Source organism: Clostridium luticellarii (genome assembly GCF_002995845.1).
In the GTDB taxonomy this organism is placed as follows: domain Bacteria; phylum Bacillota; class Clostridia; order Clostridiales; family Clostridiaceae; genus Clostridium_B; species Clostridium_B luticellarii.
In genome coordinates, this window is sequence record NZ_PVXP01000051.1 from 1 (window position 1) to 23,126 (window position 23,126).

18 protein-coding genes, 1 riboswitch and 3 other annotated features are annotated in these 23,126 nt (G+C 36.4%); of the genes, 14 read left to right on the top strand and 4 right to left on the bottom strand.

The window, feature by feature from the left end; all coding sequences use genetic code 11:
- Positions 1–354 precede the first annotated feature (354 nt).
- Both CLLU_RS13735 and ilvB read left to right on the top strand, forming a co-directional pair.
- The gene (locus CLLU_RS13735; protein WP_106010360.1) at positions 355–1,764 is read left to right on the top strand and encodes a branched-chain amino acid transporter BcaP; all 1,410 of its coding nucleotides are present in this window, start codon (positions 355–357) and stop codon (positions 1,762–1,764) included.
- A gap of 199 nt (positions 1,765–1,963) precedes the next feature.
- Positions 1,964–2,162: a binding site (T-box leader), on the top strand.
- 158 nt (positions 2,163–2,320) lie between these two features.
- Positions 2,321–3,988, top strand: a complete 1,668-nt coding sequence (gene ilvB / locus CLLU_RS13740; protein ID WP_106010361.1) for a biosynthetic-type acetolactate synthase large subunit — start codon at positions 2,321–2,323, stop codon at positions 3,986–3,988.
- A gap of 42 nt (positions 3,989–4,030) precedes the next feature.
- Here the strand turns inward: ilvB and CLLU_RS13745 are convergent, their stop codons facing one another.
- Entirely contained in the window at positions 4,031–4,822 is a 792-nt protein-coding gene (locus CLLU_RS13745; protein WP_106010362.1) for a folate family ECF transporter S component, read from the bottom strand.
- 129 nt (positions 4,823–4,951) lie between these two features.
- A riboswitch (THF riboswitch) is annotated at positions 4,952–5,068 on the bottom strand.
- Positions 5,069–5,144: 76 nt separating this feature from the next.
- Complete coding sequence (locus CLLU_RS13750; RefSeq protein WP_106010377.1) at positions 5,145–5,564, bottom strand: hypothetical protein; 420 nt, start codon at positions 5,562–5,564, stop codon at positions 5,145–5,147.
- Between the two features lie 163 nt (positions 5,565–5,727).
- Here CLLU_RS13750 and nifS point away from each other — a divergent pair, with 163 nt between their 5' ends.
- From nifS to aspD, 4 genes are all read left to right on the top strand, one after another.
- Positions 5,728–6,897: a cysteine desulfurase NifS gene (nifS, locus tag CLLU_RS13755; protein WP_106010363.1), complete on the top strand. Its 1,170-nt coding sequence runs from the start codon at positions 5,728–5,730 to the stop codon at positions 6,895–6,897.
- A 32-nt stretch (positions 6,898–6,929) separates the two neighbouring features.
- Positions 6,930–8,006, top strand: coding sequence for a tRNA 2-thiouridine(34) synthase MnmA (gene mnmA / locus CLLU_RS13760; protein WP_106010364.1), 1,077 nt, complete (start codon positions 6,930–6,932; stop codon positions 8,004–8,006).
- Between the two features lie 164 nt (positions 8,007–8,170).
- The gene (locus CLLU_RS13765) at positions 8,171–8,977 is read left to right on the top strand and encodes a DUF166 domain-containing protein (protein WP_106010365.1); all 807 of its coding nucleotides are present in this window, start codon (positions 8,171–8,173) and stop codon (positions 8,975–8,977) included.
- 88 nt (positions 8,978–9,065) lie between these two features.
- Positions 9,066–10,727, top strand: coding sequence for an aspartate 4-decarboxylase (aspD, locus tag CLLU_RS13770; RefSeq protein ID WP_106010366.1), 1,662 nt, complete (start codon positions 9,066–9,068; stop codon positions 10,725–10,727).
- A gap of 210 nt (positions 10,728–10,937) precedes the next feature.
- On the opposite strand, the gene CLLU_RS13775 is transcribed toward aspD, so the two are convergent.
- Positions 10,938–11,510, bottom strand: coding sequence for a TOBE domain-containing protein (locus CLLU_RS13775; protein WP_106010367.1), 573 nt, complete (start codon positions 11,508–11,510; stop codon positions 10,938–10,940).
- 194 nt (positions 11,511–11,704) lie between these two features.
- On the opposite strand from CLLU_RS13775, the gene CLLU_RS13780 reads away from it, so the two are divergent.
- Positions 11,705–12,244 (top strand): flavodoxin family protein, encoded by a 540-nt coding sequence (locus CLLU_RS13780; protein ID WP_106010368.1) that lies wholly within the window; start codon positions 11,705–11,707, stop codon positions 12,242–12,244.
- A gap of 9 nt (positions 12,245–12,253) precedes the next feature.
- Positions 12,254–13,378: an aldo/keto reductase gene (locus CLLU_RS13785; protein WP_106010369.1), complete on the top strand. Its 1,125-nt coding sequence runs from the start codon at positions 12,254–12,256 to the stop codon at positions 13,376–13,378.
- 141 nt (positions 13,379–13,519) lie between these two features.
- Here the strand turns inward: CLLU_RS13785 and CLLU_RS13790 are convergent, their stop codons facing one another.
- Positions 13,520–15,343, bottom strand: a complete 1,824-nt coding sequence (locus CLLU_RS13790; protein WP_106010370.1) for a sigma-54-dependent transcriptional regulator — start codon at positions 15,341–15,343, stop codon at positions 13,520–13,522.
- Positions 15,344–15,570: 227 nt separating this feature from the next.
- On the opposite strand from CLLU_RS13790, the gene CLLU_RS13795 reads away from it, so the two are divergent.
- From CLLU_RS13795 to CLLU_RS13820, 6 genes are all read left to right on the top strand, one after another.
- Positions 15,571–16,842 carry a four-carbon acid sugar kinase family protein gene (locus CLLU_RS13795; protein WP_106010371.1) on the top strand — a complete coding sequence of 424 codons (1,272 nt, stop codon included), beginning with the start codon at positions 15,571–15,573 and terminating at the stop codon, positions 16,840–16,842.
- Between the two features lies 1 nt (position 16,843).
- Positions 16,844–18,004: an iron-containing alcohol dehydrogenase gene (locus tag CLLU_RS13800; RefSeq protein ID WP_106010372.1), complete on the top strand. Its 1,161-nt coding sequence runs from the start codon at positions 16,844–16,846 to the stop codon at positions 18,002–18,004.
- Positions 18,005–18,033: 29 nt separating this feature from the next.
- On the top strand, positions 18,034–18,936 hold the full coding sequence (gene dapA / locus CLLU_RS13805) for a 4-hydroxy-tetrahydrodipicolinate synthase (RefSeq protein ID WP_106010373.1): 903 nt from the start codon (positions 18,034–18,036) through the stop codon (positions 18,934–18,936).
- 35 nt (positions 18,937–18,971) lie between these two features.
- Positions 18,972–19,973 carry a 4-hydroxythreonine-4-phosphate dehydrogenase PdxA gene (pdxA, locus tag CLLU_RS13810; RefSeq protein WP_106010374.1) on the top strand — a complete coding sequence of 334 codons (1,002 nt, stop codon included), beginning with the start codon at positions 18,972–18,974 and terminating at the stop codon, positions 19,971–19,973.
- 77 nt (positions 19,974–20,050) lie between these two features.
- Entirely contained in the window at positions 20,051–21,010 is a 960-nt protein-coding gene (locus CLLU_RS13815; protein WP_106010375.1) for a phosphoglycerate dehydrogenase, read from the top strand.
- Positions 21,011–21,054: 44 nt separating this feature from the next.
- Entirely contained in the window at positions 21,055–22,362 is a 1,308-nt protein-coding gene (locus CLLU_RS13820) for an MFS transporter (protein ID WP_106010376.1), read from the top strand.
- A 269-nt stretch (positions 22,363–22,631) separates the two neighbouring features.
- Positions 22,632–22,829: a binding site (T-box leader), on the top strand.
- 52 nt (positions 22,830–22,881) lie between these two features.
- Positions 22,882–23,080 (top strand) — a binding site (T-box leader).
- Positions 23,081–23,126 lie beyond the last annotated feature (46 nt).

Here is a 23,126-nt window from a genome sequence, read left to right on the forward strand (position 1 = left end):
ATTGCAATATCTGCCATGATTGCTGCATTTAAAATTTATATAATTTAATAATTGAAAATATATAAGAGATAAAATAGTAAAAAAGTAAAAAAATAATATAAAAATTCATAAAATGATATTGATCTGTCCATTAAATGGTGGTATTATAATTAAGACATTCATTTATCACAAAATAGTGTCGGTTTGTAGTTGTACATGCATTTAAATATTTTAAAAAATGAATTTACAATTACAGCGTAGGACAATGCATTGTTTGAATTTTTAATAATTAGTATTATGTTAATCATGAAATAATACAGAGATATTTATTTAACTTAATAATTGTAACAAAAATATATGAGGGGGCAATGATTCATGAAAGATATTTTCAGAAGAAAACCTATTGATATGCTTATTGCTGAAACGAAAGGGAAGGAATCCTTACAAAAAGTATTGGGTGCCTATGATCTTACCATGTTGGGCATAGGAGCAATCATAGGTACAGGTATATTTGTATTGACTGGAATAGCAGCAGCAAATTATTCCGGACCAGCACTTGTAATTTCATTTATTTTAGCAGGTATTGCCTGTGGTTTTGCAGCACTTTGTTATTCGGAGATAACGACTATGGTTCCTGTAGCAGGAAGCGCATATACCTATGGATATGCAGCACTGGGAGAATTTTGGGCCTGGATTATCGGCTGGGATTTGATTCTTGAGTATGCTTTTGCAATTGGTACAGTTGCAATTGGATGGAGCGGATATTTTACCAGCATATTGGAAAGCCTCGGGATTACACTTCCGACGGCTATTACAAAGGCACCGTTTGAAGGCGGACTTATTAATTTACCTGCGGTGGGAATACTCGTACTTATAACTTATATACTCATAAAAGGTGTTAAAGGAAGTACCAATACAAACAATGTAATCGTCTGGATAAAATTAGCAGTGGTTTTTTTGTTTATAATTTTGGCAGTAGGACATGTTAAGCCGGCTAACTGGCATCCATTTATGCCTTATGGATGGAATGGAGTTTTTTCCGGTGCGTCGGTAATATTCTTTGCATATATAGGATTTGATGCCGTTTCCACTGCAGCAGAAGAGGTTAAAAATCCTCAGAAGGATTTACCCAAGGGTATCATAAGTTCCTTGATTATTTGTACTGTATTGTATATTGTAGTATCGGCAATACTGACAGGTGTTGTTCCATATTACAAATTTAAAGAGACTTCAGCTCCTGTGGCATTTGCACTTCAGCAGATAGGGATAAACTGGGGTTCCGCATTGGTTTCAGTGGGTGCAATTTGCGGCTTGACTTCGGTGCTTATCGTTATGATGTTCGGTCAGACCCGTGTACTGTTTGCAATGTCCAGAGACGGACTTTTGCCCAAGGTATTTGGTCACGTAAATTTGAAATATCATACTCCGGTAAAGAGTACAATACTTGTTGGCATTGTAACCATGGTTGTAGCTGGTTTTACGCCCATTGCAATTGTTTCAGAGCTTACAAACATAGGTACATTGACAGCATTTATGATAGTATCTGCTTCGGTTATAGTTTTGAGAAAAAGAGAACCGGATAGGCCGAGAGGATTCAGGGTTCCATTTTCACCTGTAGTTCCAATTCTTTCAATAGCAGCATGCGGATTCCTGGTAGCACATCTTCAGGCAGTGACCTTGTGGAGATTTGTAATATGGCTTGCTGTTGGACTGGCAATTTATTTCCTGTATGGATATAATCACAGTACTGTTACTGACGATAATCATGGAGAAAAAGTTATATAAATAAAAAGTTATTGTGAGAGTTAAAAGGGTGGTGCTGTAAAATTACTTCTCAAAATAGTTTTACAGCACTTCATCTTTCTATTTAAATAATATAAAAAATAGAAAAATTGCAGAAAAACTATTGACATTTAGTTCATAAGGTATTATTATCATCACATATAATAAATTTGAAAATCAATTATGACTGTAATTTATAAATATAAAAACTGTGACAGGGAAGAGTAAATGGTAAAAGATTTTAAAGAGAGTGAGGATAGGTGAAAGCTCACGAATTAGATACTGTTGAAAATCACCCTGGAGTTGTAAGCTGAAATAATAGTAAGCTATGCCGGCAAAGCCGTTAATGAAATCAAGTAAAAAATTGGGTGGTACCGCGGACCAAACTTCTCGCCCCAGGTGAGGTAGTTTGGTTTTTTTATATGCAAATTTTTAAAAGATTGCTGTATGAGGTTAAAAAATTAAGAAGACCATAGTTATTTTTAACCTTTTTCAGAAAATAAATACAAAAAAGTAAAATATAGTATGTTAAAAAAATAACAATCAGGGGGCTTTATATATGAAAATGAAAGGTGCAGAGGTACTGTTAAAGTGTATGTCAGAACAGGGAGTTGATATTGTTTTTGGTTATCCAGGAGGGGCGGTTCTGCCTATATATGATGCTTTATACAGCTCGAAGATAACTCATATAATGACTGCTCATGAGCAAGGGGCGGCTCATGCTGCAGACGGATATGCCAGATCTACAGGTAAAGTTGGAGTGGTGATTGCAACTTCAGGTCCAGGGGCGACCAATACAGTAACTGGAATTGCCACAGCTTACAGGGATTCTGTTCCAATGGTGGTATTTACCGGACAGGTATCCTTGAATCTTCTGGGAAAAGATTCTTTTCAAGAAGTGGATATAAAAGATATTACAGCATCTATAACCAAGAAAAATTATATAGTAAAAAATGTGAAGGATTTGGCGGGTATAGTGAGGGAAGCTTTTAAAATAGCGGCTTCCGGAAGGCCGGGACCTGTATTGGTTGACATTCCAAAGAATATACAGGAGGCAGAAGTTGAGTATGAATCTGGTATTAATACTTTGAATTTTTCTGATGAAATAAGTTCTGCCAAGGAGGAGTATGACAGTAATCTGGATAAAGCAGTTGATATGATAGGTAATAGTGAAAGGCCGGTTATTTATTCCGGCGGAGGATCTGTCATATCCGGTGCTCAAAAGGAACTTGTGGAATTGGCGGAAAAAATGGATTCGCCTGTTACCTGCTCTCTTATGGGAATGGGAGCTTTCCCGGGAAATCATAAAAATTATATGGGAATGGTGGGTATGCACGGCAGTCCCTGTTCGAACTATGCTGTGAGCAATTGTGATTTGCTTATAGCCATAGGTGCCCGATTCAGTGACAGAGTCATAAGTAAAGTGGATGCTTTTGCACCTGGAGCAAAGATAATTCATATAGACATAGATGAAAGGGAATTTGGCAAAAATATAAATGAGGATGTTTCTATAAAGGGAGATGTGAGGGAGGTTCTGAAGAAAATAAATTTCAGAATAAAAAACGTCAGCCATGAAAGATGGATGCAGAGAATAAAGGAATGGAAAATGGAAGAACAAGATCCTTTTAAAGAAAATTGCAGGCTGAGTCCCAAATTTATAATGAATTCTCTTTATAAAATTACTAAAGGAGACTGTATAATAACCACAGAGGTGGGACAGAATCAGATCTGGACTGCCCAGTATTTTAAATTTTTAAAGCCGCGTACGTTTATATCTTCTGGAGGACTTGGAACTATGGGATATGGATTAGGTGCCTCCATAGGTGCTTCCATAGGAAACCCTGGGAAAAAGGTAATAAATGTGGCGGGTGATGGAAGCTTCAAAATGAATTCCGTGGAGCTTGCCACTATTTCAAAATATAAATTACCTATTGTACAGCTGCTTTTGAATAATCATGCTTTAGGGATGGTATATCAGTGGCAGGACATGTTCTACAATAAGAGATTTTCCAATACGGAACTTGGAGAGGATGTAAATTTCATCAAATTGGCAGAAGCTTATGATATAGAGGGCTTTAAAATAGAAAGCAATGATGAAGTTGAGGAAGTTTTAGGAAAGGCTTTAAATTTGAACAAGCCTGTTATAGTAGAATGTAATGTAAAAAGGCAGGAAAGAGTTCATCCTATTGTTCCGCCAGGTGCGGCCATAACGGATATTATACAGTAAGTAAGATGGAGAGATTACTCTGATGGTAATCTCTCCTTATATCTATGCCTTTTTTACTATTTTTCCCGTGAAGGATTCATAAGAGTATAAAAGTATACATATGATATAGGAATCAATTAAAGTTAAAAGTAGAGTCTGCACCATCCTTGGTATCCATAAAAGCATAAATCCTTTTGTCATAAGAGCTGGAGTGAATATCAACAGAATATATGTGTTGACAGTGGATACGAGAATACCGGAAATTCCCAGGGATATAACCAGCTTAAAATAACTGCTGTTTATGAAATCATGGGCTTTTCCACTTCCTTTTTTAATGAATACGTTTAGAATGAACAGCATAATTCCTATAGCGCTTATAAGCATGAGACCAGTTCCGAGATATTGAGATTTTGTGCCTAAAGATGCAAGTAATTTGCCCGGAGAAGACTGAGGCAGGAATTTTGCCATTGTGAAATTAAATAAACCTACTAAAAATAATAGTATGAAAAAAATGTTATAGCAATTTACAACTTTATGTTCTTCAGTGTTTTTAATACGTTTCCATATGACAGCAGGTAAAATTCCGGCAATTATATTGGTTATAGTGAGCAGTGGAATATATGCTCCCATGGGATTTATTACATATCCAAGTACATCCACAAGGCCGCCGGCAATTCCACCGTAGAGCGGACCAAATAGAAGACCTGGGATTATATAAAATATGGCGCTGAAGCTTATTCTCATTGTAAGTATACCAGCAGCAGCTATCAATATGGAAAAAGATCTTAAAATCAGTGCAATAGCAATAAATACGGCAGTAGTGACCAGAAATTTTGTATTCATTCTATTTTTCATTTTTTTACCCCCAGTGTTTATTTTATTTGATTTTCAAGGAGTTAATTGACTTTCAATAGAAACACCTCTTTTCTCTTTAATGTAGTCACACTAAAGAGAAAAGAGGTAGATACAAAATCTCTTTAATGTAACAGCGGAAGCAATATTATATCATAAGCTTTAAATTTATAATGCAAAATATTTAAGCTTTTCGTCTAGAGACAACCTCCCATTCTCTAACACTTAATGCATAATATTTACTCTGCTACCTTATTTAATTATATAAAATAGCGGTGGCGTTGTCCATATATTTTTGTAATGGTTTTTAGTTAAGAAGATCTGTTCAACTGAGCAGATCTTTTACGTCTTTGTATACAAGTATATTTGATATGCCTCCGCAGTAGCGTATTATTCCGTCTATTACGGTTATGGGTGGCTCAAATCCTTTTTCTATGATGTGTTTAACCCTGATTTCTTCTCCATCTGAAAATTTTGCTTTATCCAACTCCACAAAGCTTATATCTATATCCTCAGATACATCGCTTATCTCTAGAAAGTTTTTCAAATTGCAGTACAGATCTTTAGTTTTCATAAATGTAAGTTTATCTGAAGTACTGGAAGTATTACTGCTGCTTTTGCATTTTGGACAATTTAAACATCCTGGATTATGACCGGGACATGAGAGGTCATTTCTGCTTGCACAGTAGTCTATTCCAGATAAAATGGCATTTTTATTTCCGTATATGTTTATTTTTATTTTCATACAGTACAATCCTTTCATATTTTGATTTTTACATCCACAGTAATTTAAAATACCCTCCTGTTGACAAAATGATCATTTAAAAATAGAATTATTATATTATAGTAAATTGCTGTGATTTATATATAGAATGTATAGAATTTTCTATTTTATAGGGGGAATAATTATGAAGAGAGAAATATATATGGATTATGCAGCTACAACCTTTGTAAAGCCAGAGGTTTTAAAAGAGATGAATCCATATTTTACTGAGTATTTTGGCAATCCTTCTTCTGTTTATTATATATCAAGAAAAACCAAGATGGCAATAGTTAAAGCCAGGGAAAGTGTATCGAAAACCATAAATGCAAATAAAGACGAAATATTTTTTACAAGCGGAGGATCGGAGGCAGACAACTGGGCCATAAAGGGAATTGCCCTGGCCAATGGGAACAAGGGCAGGCATATAATAACTACAAAAATAGAACATCATGCGGTTTTGAACACCTGTGGATATTTGGAGAAGCATGGATTTGAAATAAGCTATCTTCCAGTAGACAAATCTGGAAGAGTGGATCTGGATAGTTTAAGGAAAGCTATTAGAGAAGATACCATACTTGTATCTGTAATGTTTGCAAATAATGAAATAGGGACATTGGAGCCTATAGAGGAAATAGGTAAATTATGCAGAGAAAAGGGAATTTTATTTCATACAGATGCAGTTCAGGCAGTTGGTAATGTACCCATTGACGTACAAAAAATGAATATAGATTTACTTTCCATGGCAGCACATAAGTTTTATGGCCCCAAAGGAATGGGAGCTCTTTACATTAAAAAGGGAATTAAAATAGACGGCTTGATACAGGGAGGCTCTCAGGAAAGAGGAAGAAGAGCTGGTACAGAAAATATTCCTGGAATAGTGGGTATGGGAAAAGCATTGTCCCTTGCATCGGAAAATATGAATGAAGAAAGTAAAAGACTGACATATTTACGTGACAGGTTAATAGATGGACTTTTAAAAATACCTGGTACCAGACTAAATGGATATAGAACAAACAGGCTTCCAGGTAATGTGAATGTGACCTTTGATTCTGTAGATGGAGAGGTTCTGGTCATGGCTCTGGATGATATTGGAATATATGCTTCCACAGGAAGTGCATGTTCCGCAGGTTCAATAGAACCTTCCCATGTACTCACTGCCATAGGGCTTTCCGATAAAAATGCCAAAAGTTCCTTGAGGCTTACTCTGGGAGCAAAAACTACTGAAGAGGATGTGGATTATGCGGTGTCTTCACTGAATGAAATAATCTCCAAATTAAGGGAAAATAATAAAAAATGGAGTGAAAGAATAGATTAAGAATTTACATTTTAATTGGAACAGGTGATAAAATGGGAAAAAAAGTGGTAGTAGGTATGAGCGGCGGTGTGGATAGTTCTGTTGCAGCATATCTTTTAAAAAAGCAGGGATATGAGGTAATAGGAGTGACCATGCAGGTATGGCAGGATGATGATTACTATCAGGGAATGGAGGGAGGATGCTGTTCCCTGAGTGCAGTAGAGGATGCCAGGGCTGTAGCATACCATTTGAATATCCCCTATTATGTTATGAATTTCAAGGATGTATTCAGACAGAATGTAATAGATTATTTTATAAATGAATATATGAAGGGCAGAACTCCCAATCCTTGTGTGGCATGTAATAAATACATCAAATTTGAAGAGCTGCTGAAAAGAGCCATGGAGCTGGGGGCAGATTATGTGGCCACAGGTCATTATGCTACAGTGGAAAAAAGAAATGACAGATATGTACTGGTGAAATCTAAAGATGTTAGAAAAGATCAGACCTACGCCCTTTACAATTTGACTCAATTTCAGCTGGCTCACACCTTAATGCCCTGCGGTATATATAATAAAGTAGAAGTTAGGGAAATAGCCAGAAAAATAGGCCTTGCGGTACACGATAAAAGAGATAGTGAGGAAATATGTTTTATTCCCGACAATGATCATGGTTCCTATATAAAAAGAGTTGTGCCAGTTGGGGTAAAGGAAGGTAATTTTGTGGATGATGAAGGCAATGTATTGGGAAAACACAAGGGCATAGTCTTCTATACCATAGGTCAGAGGAAGGGTCTTGGAATAGCCTTCGGCACGCCCATGTACGTTACGGACATAAATCCGGTTACCAATGAAGTGGTGCTGGGAAAACAGGAAGACATCTTCAAGAAAAGTTTGGTTGCAGGGAACTTGAATTTCATTCCATTTGAAAAATTGACGGCTCCTATGCAGGTTCAGGCTAAAATAAGGTATTCTGCCTTACCTGCACAAGCGACAATAAGTATGCTGGATGAGAAAAGAGTGAAGGTGGAATTTAATGAAAGACAAAGGGCCATTACTAAAGGGCAGTCAGTAGTATTTTATAAGGGAGATCTCCTTGTTGGAGGCGGAGTCATTGAAAGTGTTCAGTAAACGGGATGCTGGAATTATATAATTAAATATTGACTTTATTAAAATGCACTGTCTGATCTGCCGGCCGTGCATTTTTTAACTCCAGCTGGTAACAAATGATACTGATAATTTACGCAATTTAATATATTATGTAGAAAATAATATATTGTAGGAGGGAAAAAATCATGAGAGTACTTATAATATGTTCTGAAAAGAGTGGAAAATTACCTGAAAACGAATTCTATATAAAAACGGACAGCCGGTTTGCAAATTCAAAATTTATACCTAATATGCTGGATGCCAAAGAGGTATGCACAGTATGCGGGAAAAAATGTATCTGGTGTCGTGGAAAATATAAATTGAATTTTGGGGATAATATAAGTGAAATAGTAAAACTTCCGGATCTATACAGAAAATTTGAGGACAATCCACTTGAATATCTTCCGGATAAATTTAAAAAGCATGATGTAGCTGTTATCATAGGAATACATGAAGATATACTGGTGGAACTTCCAAAATTGATATATGAAAGCGGTGGGAAAGCTGTGATAGTGCCCTGCGAAAGTGGAGAATGGGCATCAAAGTGGACCAGGGAAAAGATGGTGGAGGAATGTGAAAAATACAATCTTCAGTATGCCTTTCCAAAACCTTTTTGTACTTTGAAATATGGAAAATTTCCCATAATAAATGAATTCATAGACTTTTTCAAAATGGGGAGGCCCAGATTCAAATTAACAGTAGATGAGAAAGATGTAATAGTTAAGGCGGAAGTGATTATATCGGCACCCTGTGGAAACGGGTATAATATAGCAAAACATCTTGTAGGCAGAACGCTGGGGGAAGATGCCAGAAAAGCCCTGGCAAAATATTGGCACAGCTATCCCTGCCTTGGGGACATGCACATAGATAAGGAACTGGGAGATACACCTCTTCACATAAGCGGATACACCCATTACAGTGCACTGGAAAACGCCCAAATAGCTAGAGTTTAAAAATATGAATGAATATAGAAAATATTTAAATCACATAATATAAATAAGTAAATTTATAATAACACAACTATTTAAGGGAGAAAAAATTATGGGTGATTATAATCTTCAAAGGGAAGAAATAGAGAGAGTATATGGAAAGGTCAGCCCTTTTGAATTCAAAGACAGACTTATAGATCTAGCTGAAGAATCTGAGAAAAGCGGAGTGAGATCCCTCCTGGATGCAGGCAGAGGAAATCCTAATTGGATTGCAGCCGCTCCAAGGGAAGCCTTTTTTACCTTTGGTCAGTTTGCACTGGAAGAAAGCCGCAGGGTGTGGAATGACAGTGCACTGGCAGGTATGCCCCAAAAATCGGGAATCAGCGGGCGTTTTGTGAATTTTTTAAAGATAAATGGAAAAGCTCCTGGAATCAAGCTTCTGAAGAAGATGATCAATTATGGCATTACAATAAAAAATTTTGATGCAGATGAGTGGATATACGAACTGGCAAATGGAATTATAGGGGATACTTATCCTCAGCCTGACAGGATGCTCAAACAGGTAGAAAGTGTGGTTCATGATTATCTTATTCAGGAGCTGTGCTATAATGAGCCCCTGGAGAGAAAATTCGATTTGTTTGCAGTAGAAGGGGCCACTGCGGGGATGTGCTATATATTTGACAGTTTGATTGCAAACAATATATTATCCAGGGGAGATAAAATAGCAATTATGGTACCTATTTTTACACCTTATCTGGAAATTCCACATCTACCCAGATATGATTTTGAAGTAATTGAACTTTTGGCACAGGATACTGATGAAAATGGAATCCACAGGGGACAATATCCGCTTTCGGAATTAAAAAAACTTTGTGATCCGGATATAAAAGCATTATTTGTGGTCAATCCCAGCAACCCGCCTTCTGTGGCAATGGAACCCGGGGCAGTGGAGAAGCTGAAACAAATTGTTGAAAAAAATAATCCTGATTTGATGATAATCTCGGATGATGTATATGGAAACTTTATAGATAACTTTCATTCGTTAATGGCGGATTTGCCTTATAATACAATTGGCGTGTATTCATTTTCAAAATATTTTGGAGTAACGGGCTGGAGACTTGGAACTATTGCACTGTACCAGGATAATGTATTTGACAAATTACTTGGTGAATTGGATTCAGATAAAAAAGAAAAAGCTAAAAGGCGGTATGCGGCACTTTCCACCAATCCTGAACGAATTCCATTTATAGACAGGATTGTAGCAGACAGCAGACAGGTAGCTCTGGATCATACCGCGGGATTATCTACACCTCAGCAGGTACAAATGGCATTTTTTTCACTATTTTCTTTAGTTGACAGAGAGAGTGAGTATAAAAAAATGGCTAAAGACATTTGCCGTCGGCGAAAAAAACTTTTGTTTGAAGGATTGGGGATTAAAACAAGTGAAGATCCTTTCAGTGCATCCTACTATGCTCAATTTAACCTGTTGGAATGGGCCAGTGACAATTACGGTGAAGAATTTGCCCGATATTTGAAGTGCAACTACAGAACTGTAGATATTCTTTTGAAGCTTGCACAGGAATCTTCTATTGTACTTTTAGGAGGCGGTGGTTTTCATGGCTCCAGCTGGTCTATAAGAATATCTCTGGCAAATTTGGAGGACGAAGCCTATTCGAAAATAGGTCAGGTTATTCGCGGCATACTGGAGCAATATGCTGTAAACTGGAAAACACATGGGAAAACAAAGAGTCCCATGTCCATTCCTCAAAAATAATTTGATCAAGTAATTCTTGGGTTCAGATGAAGGCTTAAACTAATAATTCTTCTACACAACAATTGTATCAGATATTTTGATTTTTCACTAGTTATTAAAGTCAGTGATTATATTTTGGATGTATCTGGTACATTTATTTTTAATATTTTATATAAATTGTTCGATATTTTAAGCTTCAATTAATTAACATCAATGAAAATATTGTAAATATCAACTTTGACTCATTATCATTACTTCTGTTGCCTTTATATCTGCACTGACATTTGAGCCAACACCTATACAAAGAGCATTTATGGATTGAGTTGGAATTATTGCTGAAACAATATGTCCGCAGCCAATATCTACAACTACTTTTCCAACTACATCGCCTTTAGTTATTTTAGTAATTACCCCGGGAAAATGATTCCTAGCACTAAATTCGGTATCACCATTTTGTTTTCTTATCATTACAGAAGTTGCTGTAAAAACAACATTAACTTTTGAACCTTGTCTAAGGTTAAGGTTTTTTATTGAAGCAGCTGTAATTATAGCAGAAGCCAAATGTTTACAACCCAAGTCAATCTGCACCTCTCCGACAACTCCAGTTACTTCCACGGATATAACTACTCCAGGGAACTGATTAAGTGCACTTAACGTCATATTTGAATTACCATAATTATCAGATTGTGGTATAATATGATAATTATTTTTTGAAAAATATCTATATGGACAATATCTATTATACATCTCCCTAGGATAATTTATGGGGTTATTATAGCGACGTCCTCTGTAATTTACATTCATTTTTAAATCCTCCAAATAATATTGTATACACAATTATTATATATATATTTATTAGATGTTGCTACGATATTCTGAACATGAATTTACCCTTACAATTATGAATTTATCTTTTCATTTTAGGGATGTAAAGTAAAAAACACTTGACTTGGAGTTAACTCTAAGTATTAAACTAGATCCAAAGGGGGAAAATAAATATGAAAATAACGGTGATTACAGGGAGTCCCCATAAAGATGGGACTTCGGCACTTTTGACTGAAAAATTTATAAAAGGAGCAAAAGAGGCCGGAAATGATGTGTTTCGTTTTGATGCAGCTTTTGAAGATATAAAGCCCTGTCTTGGCTGCGGCCATTGTAGGGTGAACAGTTCAGCGTGCGTTTACAATGATTCTATGAATAAGTTGAATGAAAAGCTGATACCGGCGGATATGGTGGTATTTGTTACACCGCTTTACTATTTCGGAATGTCAGCACAGATAAAAGCAGTAATAGATCGTTTCTATGCCAATAATTGTAAATTGATGGAAAGTAATAAAAAAGCAATTCTTATGGCAACCGCCTATGATTCAAATACAGGAACAATGCAGTCACTTGAGGAACATTATAAGAGAATTGTTCATTATCTGAAATGGGAAAATGCAGGGGTGCTCCTGGCAACGGGCTGCGGTACAAGAGGAGATATTGAAGGAACAGATTATCCAAATCAAGCGTATAAAATGGGAAAGAATATAATATGAAGAGGTGTTATTATGGCTAAAAAACTAGGATTTGGATTTATGCGGTTACCAGTTATAGATAAAGAAGATCAGACAAGTATTGATTTTGAGCAATTGAATAAAATGGTGGATATTTTCTTGAAAAGAGGTTTTACTTATTTTGATACGGCTTATATGTATCATAATTTTAAAAGTGAAATTGCTTTGAGAGAGGCATTAGTAAAACGTCATCCAAGAAATTCTTTTACAGTGGCTACAAAAATGCCAACTATGTTTTTAAAAAGGACAGAGGACTTGAAGAAAATTTTCAATGAGCAGCTGGAAAAAGTCGGCGTGGATTATTTTGATTATTACTTGCTTCACAGTCTTGGCGTAAATAATTATAAAATTGCCAGGAAATTAAATGCGTTTTCTTTTGTTCGGAAAAAGAAGGAAGAAGGAAAAGTCAGGAATATAGGTTTTTCTTTTCATGATACAGCTGATTTATTGGATGAAATACTAACAGCACATCCGGAGATGGATTTTGTCCAGCTGCAGATAAACTACCTGGATTGGAAAAGTGAAAGCATTCAGTCTGAAAAATGTTATGAAGTGGCGAAGAAACATAACAAGCCCGTTATTGTTATGGAGCCGGTTAAAGGCGGTACATTGGCAAAAGTGCCTGAGAAAGTAGAAAAGTTATTTAAAGAATATCATCCGGATATGTCTATACCATCCTGGGCCATACGATTTGCAGCAAGCCGTGAGAATGTGATGATGGTATTAAGCGGAATGTCCTCTATGAAGCAGTTACTTGATAATACAGGATATATGCAGGAATTTAAATCTTTTGTTCCGGAAGAATATGAGATTGTAAACAGTGCAGTCAAAGTTATTAATGAAACTATTGCAGTACCCTGTACAGCATGCCAATACTGTGTGGATGGATGTCCCCAGAATATTGCAATACCAAAATACTTTGCACTGTATAATGCAGAGGAACAGGCATTGAATAAGGATTTTTCAGTGCGGAATATATATTATAATAATTATATTAAAACATATGGTAAAGCATCTGATTGCATTAAGTGTAAAAAATGCGAGAAAATCTGTCCCCAGCATATTAAAATTACAAATTATTTGGAAAAGGTAGCAGGTGCATTTGAAAATCATTAGAAGAACTTGATAGAAACGGACATGTCCGTGAGGACCGGCCGGTATTTTATATCAATAATGATGTCATGTAGTCCAACCGCTTAAATATAACCCGCTTAACAGGTACTTTGTTAAGCGGGTTTATGCTATATGATTTAAAACTTATGGGGTAGCATTGGATTTGTTGGACTTAATCAAACGCCACAATGTAGTTCGGCTGATATCAAGGCTTTCAGCAGCTTTGGTCTGATTACCGCCGTATACTTCAAGTACTTCACGCACTATGCTTTTATTGATTTCACTAAGAGAACGTGACAGGTCAAGTGGCTTTGTTGAATACCTTGAGTAGAATGAAGTGGGAGAAATAGCTTTTTCTTTATTTAAAACTTCCTGTACCTCATCAGAAGATATATAGGGTCCTTTGCTTATTACAGCGAGGTTTTGCATGACCCGGTTAAATTGTATGTAGTTGTATGGCCATGAAAATTTACAGAGCATCTGCAGGGCATCCGGGCTAATTCCTAAAATTTGTTTTTCCATATTCATGTTTAACTTGTTGAGGTATAATTTCATTATTGAATCCATGTGTGATAAGTTATCCCTTAATGTTGGCAAAGTTATAATAAAGCAATGTAGTTGATTTATAAATTTCATCATATCTGAATTCAGAGTTCCTTTACTAGAACTTGTATAAGAAAGTATAACTCTGTTTCTTTTCCAAATTTCCATATCCGTCATAGCAATTAAAAGTTGTTTCTGCTGATATCTGCATAAGGCATTTACATTTTTGATAAAGATGGTATTACCGGCATCACATAGAGGAGAATTGTGGTGATTTAAGAGATAATCCCATATCTTATCACTTAATAGGGGGCAGTTGATTTCAATAAATGGTTGCTTTTTTATAGGACTTTGTAAATATATGGCTTTTGCAACTTGCTTTTTACCTACCCCTTCTTCACCGGAAATAACTACTGGATATAAATTCTGATTTATCTGAGTGATAGTATTGTTAAGTTGTACAATGGGACTGGCTATACTGTAGGTGCTGTTGAGATAATCTTTTTCCACTTCTTCCATGTTGCTATAATTGATACCGCATTTGTTGCCTGAGAGAGGGGGCTTACTGACATTAAAATAAAATGCCGTATATTCTATTTTATCTGAAATAATTCGCTGTGCCTGAATGGAATAAAGCAGATTGTTTTGACGGTGTATAAAACGTCTTTTGCCGCATTTTGGCACTTCATCTATTTTTTTACGGAGCATATCCAAAATGTAAGGCTCATCATTAATGTAAGGCTCATCATTTAAAAGAGTAGAATAAAATAATTTTCCGTCCCGGGTAAAAACTATTGTCTGAGTGTCTTTTCCCTGGAGAAGCTGTCTCAGGAAATGATTCTCGGATATCATGTGGTCATAATTGCTGCAGTATAAGATAGAAGTGTCAAATGCAGTGCGAATACTTTCTATACCTGAAGTAATCAGGAATGCATTCATATCAAGTTTTCTGGCAGTTGTATAGGTAATCATATCACAGAGAATGGCATAATAGCTGGAGGACTTTAAATTTTGCAAAACGGATATGATTTCATCTGTACGGTCTATTGCAAACACATCAATTTTATAGGGCAGCAGCTCCTTTAGAGATAAAAGATTTTCTGTGATATTTGAAAAACCGATTACCGCAACTTTTTTAGTGTCAGCATCTGATAATTTTAGAGTACGTAAAATATCATAAGCAGATGTTTTAATCTCAATTACAGGTATTGAAACTGACTGTTGTATTAATTTGGCGGTGCCGCCTCGGGATATTATAACATCATAGTTTTCATGAAAGTTATTTTGTGCGATTTCTACGCCCTTCTTTAAATCACCTACTGTAATTGTAAGATCTATATCAGGATATTGTTTTGCAAGTTTTGTAAGCAGAGATTTCATGCTGGCATAAGGTGCGATGGCTAAAATTCTTATTTTAGAGGACATTTTATATCTCTCCCATCCAATATGTTTAAATTTGAAACAGTTATATTATTATTATAATATATAATAATATAATTGCAATATTTTTTAATATATGTTTCTAAAATGAACAAAAAATATGGATGTTTTTGTTTAACGCCAGTATAGGTTTCTAGTATAATGATCCCGTAAACATAAGAAATATATAATTTTTGAAATTAAACTAGCATAATGATTTGAGGAGACACTACATGATTAAATTGTTGATAATAGCAGATGATTTTACAGGAGCATTGGATACAGGCGTGCAATTTGCAACCTGCGGTGCTCAGACCTATGTTGTAGTTGATGCCGAAATTGATTATACAAAGATAGCTTCTAATATAGAAGTGTTGGTAATTGATACAGAAACGCGCCACCTTAATAAGACAGCAGCTTACCAGAAAGTGTTTTCAATTGTGAAGCAGGCAAGTAAAATGGAAATTCCTTATATATACAAAAAAACTGATTCTGCCTTACGTGGAAACATTGGCTCAGAACTTACTGCGGCGATACAAGCCAGTGGAGAAAAACATATTCATTTTGTCCCTGCCTTTCCACAAATGGGTCGTACCACTGTAAACGGAGTGCATTATGTAAATGGGATTCCTATTTCCAAAAGCGTTTTCGGCCAAGATCCATTTGAGCCGGTCCGCCATTCAGATATTAGGGAAATTATTGCCTCCCAATCTGATATTCAAGTCAATATTTTGAAAAATAAAGTTCTGGAATCCTGTGTATCAATGAAGGGAATTCTATTATACGATTCCAGCTGCAACCAAGATATTGAGAATATTGTCGCTGAATTAATAAAAAAAGATGAAATACATTTGATGGCTGGCTGTGCAGGACTCGCTTGTGTTCTATCCCATAAGTTTAAATGGAAAGGTAAACAACGTCAGATATTTGAGATAAAAGATAGAATACTTGTAGCTTGTGGTAGTGTCAATCCCATTTCTGTTGCACAGTGTAATGATGCCGAAAATAAAGGAGCTCCGCGTTTTAAACTTACAGCCGGGCAGAAACTGAATCCTGATTGGATTAAAAGTTATGCTGCAGATGCATTTATTCGGCAACTATATGATGCCTGCAAAAAAAATCATATAGTTATTCTGGATACCAATGACAGTGAAAATGGTGAATCTGCTGTGGCATATGCACGGAAAAAGGGAATTTCGCCGGTAAAGATGCGCGTGGATATTGTATCTACTATGGCATGTGTTTTGAAGAGGTTAATTGACAGGGGATTTGATAGTACGATTTTCATTATGGGAGGTGATTCACTTGTTGAATTCGTACGTCAGGCTGGAATTAAAGCAATATCTCCTGTTTGTGAGATAGAGTGCGGTGTTGTATTATCACAGTTCAAGTATCACCATAGAATTTTAAATGTTATTTCAAAATCTGGTGGATTTGGACAAAGTACTTTGTTTAGTGATTTGTATGATACAGTATTAAGATTAAATGAAGGGAAGGATGCATGAAATGCGTAGTCAATACAATCTCAAATTACCGCATAGTGTGTACAGCGGCAAGAATTCATTGGAAAATATAAAATCCATACTTTTGGAAAATAAAGTTGACAAGCTAGCCATTTTTACTGATAAAGGAATAGAGAGAGCAGGGCTTTTAAACTATCCTATGGAATTTGTGAAACAAACCGGTGTTGATGTAGTTGTGCTGGATGATCTGCCAGCGGAACCTACATACAAGCAGGTACAAAAACTTGTAGATCGATTTAAGGAAAGTAAGGCCGATTTTATTATGGCTGTAGGCGGCGGCAGTGTCATGGATACTGCAAAACTTGCCAGCATACTGCTGACAGATCGGTATGGAGTCTATGAATTATTGAGTAGACCCCAATTGGCTAAAAAATGTATGAAGACTTTGATGATACCTACAACAGCAGGAACTGGATCCGAGGCCACTCCTAATGCTATTGTAGCAGTACCGGAGAAAGAATTGAAAATAGGTATTGTAAACGATGATATGATTTCGGATTATGTCATTCTGGATGCAATTATGATTAAAAAATTATCCAGGAAAATTGCGGCTTCTACGGGAATAGATGCACTTGCCCATGCCATCGAGTGTTTTACCAGCAACAAGGCAAATCCTTTTAGTGACATATTTGCTTTGGAAGCTTTGGACATGATACTCAATAATATTGTTCAGGCCTGCGATAATCCTGAAGCAATGGATGCCAAGAATAAAATGCAGATTGCCAGCTTTTATGCAGGAATTGCCATCACTGCATCTGGAACAACGGCAGTACATGCGTTGAGTTATCCGCTTGGTGGCAAATATCATATTGCACATGGGGTTTCCAATGCAATTCTTTTAGTACCTGTTATGAAATTTAACGAGCAGGTATGTGTCGGGAAACTTGCTGAAGCATATGACAGGTGTGTTCATATAGAAAAAAACTGCACCACTGTTGAGGAAAAAAGCAAATTTATGATTGACCAGTTTGAGAAGATTGTGAAACATCTTGATATTCCCACATCACTTTCTGTCTTTGGCGTACCTGAATCTGATCTTGATATACTGGTTGATTCAGGGATGCAGGTTACACGTTTGCTGGACAATAATATGCGTAAAGTTACTTCAGAGGATGCACGTAAATTGTATAAGCAGATTTTATAGTTAAAATTTTAGAGAAGGAGAGTTTTAGAATGAAACAAGTTGAAGTCAAGGGAATTATCCCACCTATACTCACTCCTATGAATGATGATGAGTCTATAAATGTTACCGTACTTCGGGAGCAGGTAAACCGTCAAATTGAAAATGGTGTACATGCATTATTTTGTTTTGGCACCAATGGTGAAGGATATATTCTGAATAAAAAAGAGAAGCAGGTAGTTCTTGAAACGGTATTAGAGGAAACCAACGGCCGTGTGCCTGTTTATGCAGGAACTGGCTGTATTTCCACCAAAGAAACAATTGAACAGTCAAAAATGGCTATGGATGCAGGTGCTGATGTATTAAGCATTATTACACCTAGTTTTGCTGTGGCAAGTCAAGACGAATTGTATGAACATTATTATGCTGTTGCAAAAGCGGTGGATATGCCTATTGTTTTGTACAATATTCCTGCCCGCACTGGTAATGCATTGACACCGGAAACAGTGGGGAGATTGAGTAAAATTGCCAATATTGTAGGTGTAAAGGATTCTTCTGGAAATTTTGCAAATATACTCGGGTATATTTCAGCTGCGGAGAAAGAAAATAATTTCAATGTGTTATCCGGCAATGACCAGCTGATTTTATGGACATTGAAGGCCGGAGGTACTGGCGGCATTGCAGGTTGTGCCAATGTTTATCCCCATACTATGGCATCAATTTACAATTGCTATATGGAAGGTAATTGGGAACAGGCCAAAAAATACCAGGACAGCATAGCCAGCTTTCGAGCCTGCTTTAAATATGGGAATCCAAATACAGTTGTAAAAACTGCAGTGGCATTATTAGGTTACAATGTGGGCAGGTGCCGTGCACCGTTTAATCAACTGCCTGAAGAGGGAATCAAGGTTTTGAAGAAGGTGCTGAAAGAAAATGCAGATAAAGGAATGAGTTAAATAATTTGTCGCTTGAAAGTGAAGGAGGAAAGCAAATGCTTAAACGACCTGTGATTGGCATTACAATGGGAGATGCTGCAGGAGTTGGTCCCGAAATTATTGTCAAGGCATTGAAACACAGTGATATATATGACATTTGTGCACCTGTGGTAATAGGGGACTGGAAGTTTTTAAAAAAGGCAATAGAAGTTACCAAGTCGGATGTTAGTTTAAATCTAATAGAAGATATAAAAGATGCAAGATTTTCATATGGTCAAATTGACTGTTTTAACATTGATATTATTCCAGAAGCTCTGCCTATTGGTGAAGTATCGCCGACAGCTGGAAATGCAGCATTTCAATTTGTAAAAAAAGCAGTTGAACTTGCACAGCAAAAAAAGATACAGGCTATTTGTACTGCACCTTTAAATAAGGAGGCTATGCAAAAAGGCGGACATAAATTTGCGGGTCATACGGAAATTCTTGCCAGACTGACTAATACGGAGGATTATTCAATGATGCTGTCTTCACCAAAGCTTAAGGTAATTCATCTTACCACACATGTTGGACTTGTGAAGGCCATTGAAATGATAAATCCAGAAAGGACTTACAAGGTTATTAAATTAGCCGATGAGGTACTGACCAGGGCAGGGTATAAAAGACCTAAAATTGCAGTTTCCGGTATAAATCCACATGCCGGTGAAAATGGACTCTTCGGTAATGGCGAGGAAGAGAAAAAATTGATACCGGGAATAGTAAAAGCGCAGCAGGAGGGTATAGAAGTAAGTGGACCCTATCCTCCTGATACAGTATTTTTTCGTGCTGTAAACGGTGATTTTGATATTGTAGTTGCATGCTACCATGATCAGGGCCATATTCCCATAAAAGTTCTTGGAATGGAAGATGGAATAAATGTAACAGTTGGCCTGAATGGAGGGGTGATACGCACATCCGTTGACCATGGAACTGCCTTTGATATAGCAGGGAAGAATATAGCAAGTGAAAAAAGTATGCTGGCCGCAATCAGATCTGCAGTTGAATTAGTACCTGAAAATTAGATATTAAAAAGTAAATTATCAAATCAGTATACAGATTTGTATACTGATTTGATAAAAATAGGAGAGGACGTGTAAAGATGAAAGTTATATCTACATCACCTTCGTTTGCAAAATATTCAAGGGCACCCATTGATTATCTCAACAAAAATGGAATAGAGGTAAATTATCTGCCAGCGGATATTTCGGAAGATGAATTCATAAAAAAAATACATGATGTTGATGCATTGATAGTTGCATTCACTCAGATCAATGAAAATGTACTGAGGAATGCACCAAATTTAAAAATTGTGTGTAAGCACGGTGTAGGCGTTGATAATATTGATCTGAAGGCAGCTAAAAAAAGGAATGTATATGTAACGAATGTTCCTAATGCTAATAAACATGCAGTTGCAGATTTTGCATTCGGACTCATACTTGCTCTGGCAAGACAAATTCCACAGGCTAACGATTTGACCAAGAAAGGCCAATGGCCGAGGATTTTTGGATCCGATGTTCATGGAAAAACTTTAGGAATCATAGGACTTGGAAACATTGGGAAAGAGGTTGCTTTTAGGGCAAAGGGTTTTGGTATGGATATACTGGCATATGATCCTTATCCGGATAAAAAGTTTGCAGTTGAAAATGGAGTCAAATTTGCAACAATAGAGGGATTATTGAAGAAAAGTGATTTTGTCTCAATACATATTCCGCTTTTGGATGGCACAAGAAATTTAATCGACTACGACAAACTAAAAATGATGAAAAAAAGTTCATGTCTGGTTAATGCTTCCAGAGGCGGCATTGTGGTGGAAGACGATCTTTACAGAGCACTTAAAGAAAATTTGATTTCGGGTGCGGCCTTAGATGTATTTGAAGAAGAACCTTTAAAATCCCATTTATTGTTTGAACTGCCTAATTTCATAGCAACGCCGCATATTGCAGGGTATACAGCTGGTGCCACTGATATATTGGGAATGACCTGTGCGAGAAATATTGTAAACGTATTATTAAATGGAACTACGCCGCAATTTGTCGTAAATGAATTAAAAAGTAACTAATATTAAAGTGGAATATATTAGGTATTGGTTGAGGGGGAATAATTTTGAAAAATAATAATATTGATAATAGGAAAACGCAAGTCCGTTGGATTATTGCAGCCATGATGTGGGCTGCAATTGCAATTAATTATATTGATCGTACTGTACTTTCGACTGCGGCACCTCATATTTCAAGCGAATTTAAGTTGACATCTGGACAGATGGGTATTCTTATGTCAGCATTCTTCTGGTCTTATGCATTACTTCAGATTCCGGCAGGATGGGTTGCAGACAGAATTGGGCAAAAGAAAACACTTGGTTTTGCAGTTGGATGGTGGTCAGCTATTACTACAATAACAGGTCTGGCTACAGGATTTAAATCATTGCTGGGATTTCGTGTGGCATTGGGATTAGGTGAAGCTGGGGCGTACCCAAGTAATGCAGGGATAACTTCGAAATGGTTTCCTAAAAAAGAACGTGCTACAGTATCCGGACTTTTTGATAGCGGATCAAAATTTGGAGGAGCAATTGCAATGCCGTTAATAGCTTGGCTTATTGTAGTTGTAGATTGGAAATGGACTTTTACCATAATAGGTGTACTTGGTCTTATATGGACTATTATATGGTTGATTTATTACAGGGAAACTCCAGAGCAGCATAAGGGAGTGAATAAAGCAGAATTAGAATATATATATCAAGATAAGTCTGAAAAAAAAGAAGATTGTGATACAACCCAGCCCATGAAATGGTATCAATTGTTGAAATATAAGAATATTTGGGCAATGTGTATAGGATTTTTTATGATAAACTACAATTCATATTTCTTTATAACCTGGCTTCCTACTTATTTGGTTAAAGAAAGAGGAATGGGTCTGCTTAAAATGGGATTTGCAGCATCACTTCCACTTTTATGTGCAATGATTGCAGAAATTATAGCAGGGTGGTTATCAGATAGGGTATATGCTAAAAAGATATTATCTTTGACTGCAACTAGAAAATTATTTCTAATTATTGGACTTGTTATGGCGTCTTTTATAGGAATAGCTGCCTTCGCAAAATCTGTTACTCTCGCAATTGTATTACTGTGTATAGCAAAATCAGGGAATACGATTGCTGCTTCACAGGTATGGAGCTTACCGGGTGATGTTGCACCTAAAAATATGACATCCGTTGTAGCGGGAATGCAGAATACAGTTTCAAATATGGGTGGTGTCGTAGGTCCCATAATTACTGGGTTTATAGTTGGAACAACAGGTTCATTTGTACCAGCATTGTTGTTCTCTGCATTTTTAATAATACTTGCAATACTTAATTATGCATTCTTACTTGGAAAAGTTGAGCGTATAGACGTAAAAGAAAAGGCTGTAATGTAGTTTGATGTTATAAGGAAATTGGAAAAACAGAAAAAAGCATTTGAAGTATATTAATAAAAAGGATATTTATGTTGAGCTTGCTTCCTATATATCTCAGCTGTTATATGATGAAGAATGGTAAAGAGATTTAGAACATACAGCTGAGATTTTTTCCTTTTTGGAAGAGCACATAAATGTTGATAATATTAAAGCACAACAAATAGAATTTTTTAAATTTTATGAAAAAAGTATTGACATACAGATTTACATGTAGTAAGATTATAAAAAATATAAAAACTTTGATAGGGATAGTAAATGTGAATGGTATTTTACAGAGAGTGGATGAAGGTGGAAGTCCACAGATATCTCATGTTGAAAATCACCCTGGAGTTGTAGGCTGAAATGACAGTAGGCTGTGCCGGTGCAAGCCGTTATCTAATTGAGTACAAATTTGGGTGGTACCGCGAAACAGACTTCTCGCCCCGGGCAGAAGGACTGTTTTTTTACTTTTAAAAAAGTATGTACAATATAATAGTAAGTGTAAAAGCAGAGATGGGAACATGTAAATATGGAGCTATTTTAGAGAGAGTGGGCAAATGGTGAAAGCTCATAATTGTTTCATATTGAAAATCATCCCGGAGCTGCAGGCTGAAATAGTAGTAGGCTGTGCCGGTGCAAGCCGTTATCTAATTGAGTACAAATTTGGGTGGTACCGCGAAACAGACTTCTCGCCCCAGGCAGAAGGACTGTTTTTTTGCTTTTAAAAAAGTATGTACAATATAATA

Coding starts and splice junctions, on each gene's coding strand:
- CLLU_RS13790 (WP_106010370.1), bottom strand. CDS start 15,343: ATGTCCTCTAAAATAAGAATTTTAGCCATCGCACCTTATGCCAGCATG.
- ilvB (WP_106010361.1), top strand. CDS start 2,321: ATGAAAATGAAAGGTGCAGAGGTACTGTTAAAGTGTATGTCAGAACAG.
- pdxA (WP_106010374.1), top strand. CDS start 18,972: ATGCTTAAACGACCTGTGATTGGCATTACAATGGGAGATGCTGCAGGA.
- CLLU_RS13800 (WP_106010372.1), top strand. CDS start 16,844: ATGCGTAGTCAATACAATCTCAAATTACCGCATAGTGTGTACAGCGGC.
- CLLU_RS13780 (WP_106010368.1), top strand. CDS start 11,705: ATGAAAATAACGGTGATTACAGGGAGTCCCCATAAAGATGGGACTTCG.
- CLLU_RS13765 (WP_106010365.1), top strand. CDS start 8,171: ATGAGAGTACTTATAATATGTTCTGAAAAGAGTGGAAAATTACCTGAA.
- CLLU_RS13775 (WP_106010367.1), bottom strand. CDS start 11,510: ATGAATGTAAATTACAGAGGACGTCGCTATAATAACCCCATAAATTAT.
- mnmA (WP_106010364.1), top strand. CDS start 6,930: ATGGGAAAAAAAGTGGTAGTAGGTATGAGCGGCGGTGTGGATAGTTCT.
- dapA (WP_106010373.1), top strand. CDS start 18,034: ATGAAACAAGTTGAAGTCAAGGGAATTATCCCACCTATACTCACTCCT.
- CLLU_RS13795 (WP_106010371.1), top strand. CDS start 15,571: ATGATTAAATTGTTGATAATAGCAGATGATTTTACAGGAGCATTGGAT.
- nifS (WP_106010363.1), top strand. CDS start 5,728: ATGAAGAGAGAAATATATATGGATTATGCAGCTACAACCTTTGTAAAG.
- CLLU_RS13745 (WP_106010362.1), bottom strand. CDS start 4,822: ATGAAAAATAGAATGAATACAAAATTTCTGGTCACTACTGCCGTATTT.
- CLLU_RS13750 (WP_106010377.1), bottom strand. CDS start 5,564: ATGAAAATAAAAATAAACATATACGGAAATAAAAATGCCATTTTATCT.
- CLLU_RS13735 (WP_106010360.1), top strand. CDS start 355: ATGAAAGATATTTTCAGAAGAAAACCTATTGATATGCTTATTGCTGAA.
- aspD (WP_106010366.1), top strand. CDS start 9,066: ATGGGTGATTATAATCTTCAAAGGGAAGAAATAGAGAGAGTATATGGA.
- CLLU_RS13815 (WP_106010375.1), top strand. CDS start 20,051: ATGAAAGTTATATCTACATCACCTTCGTTTGCAAAATATTCAAGGGCA.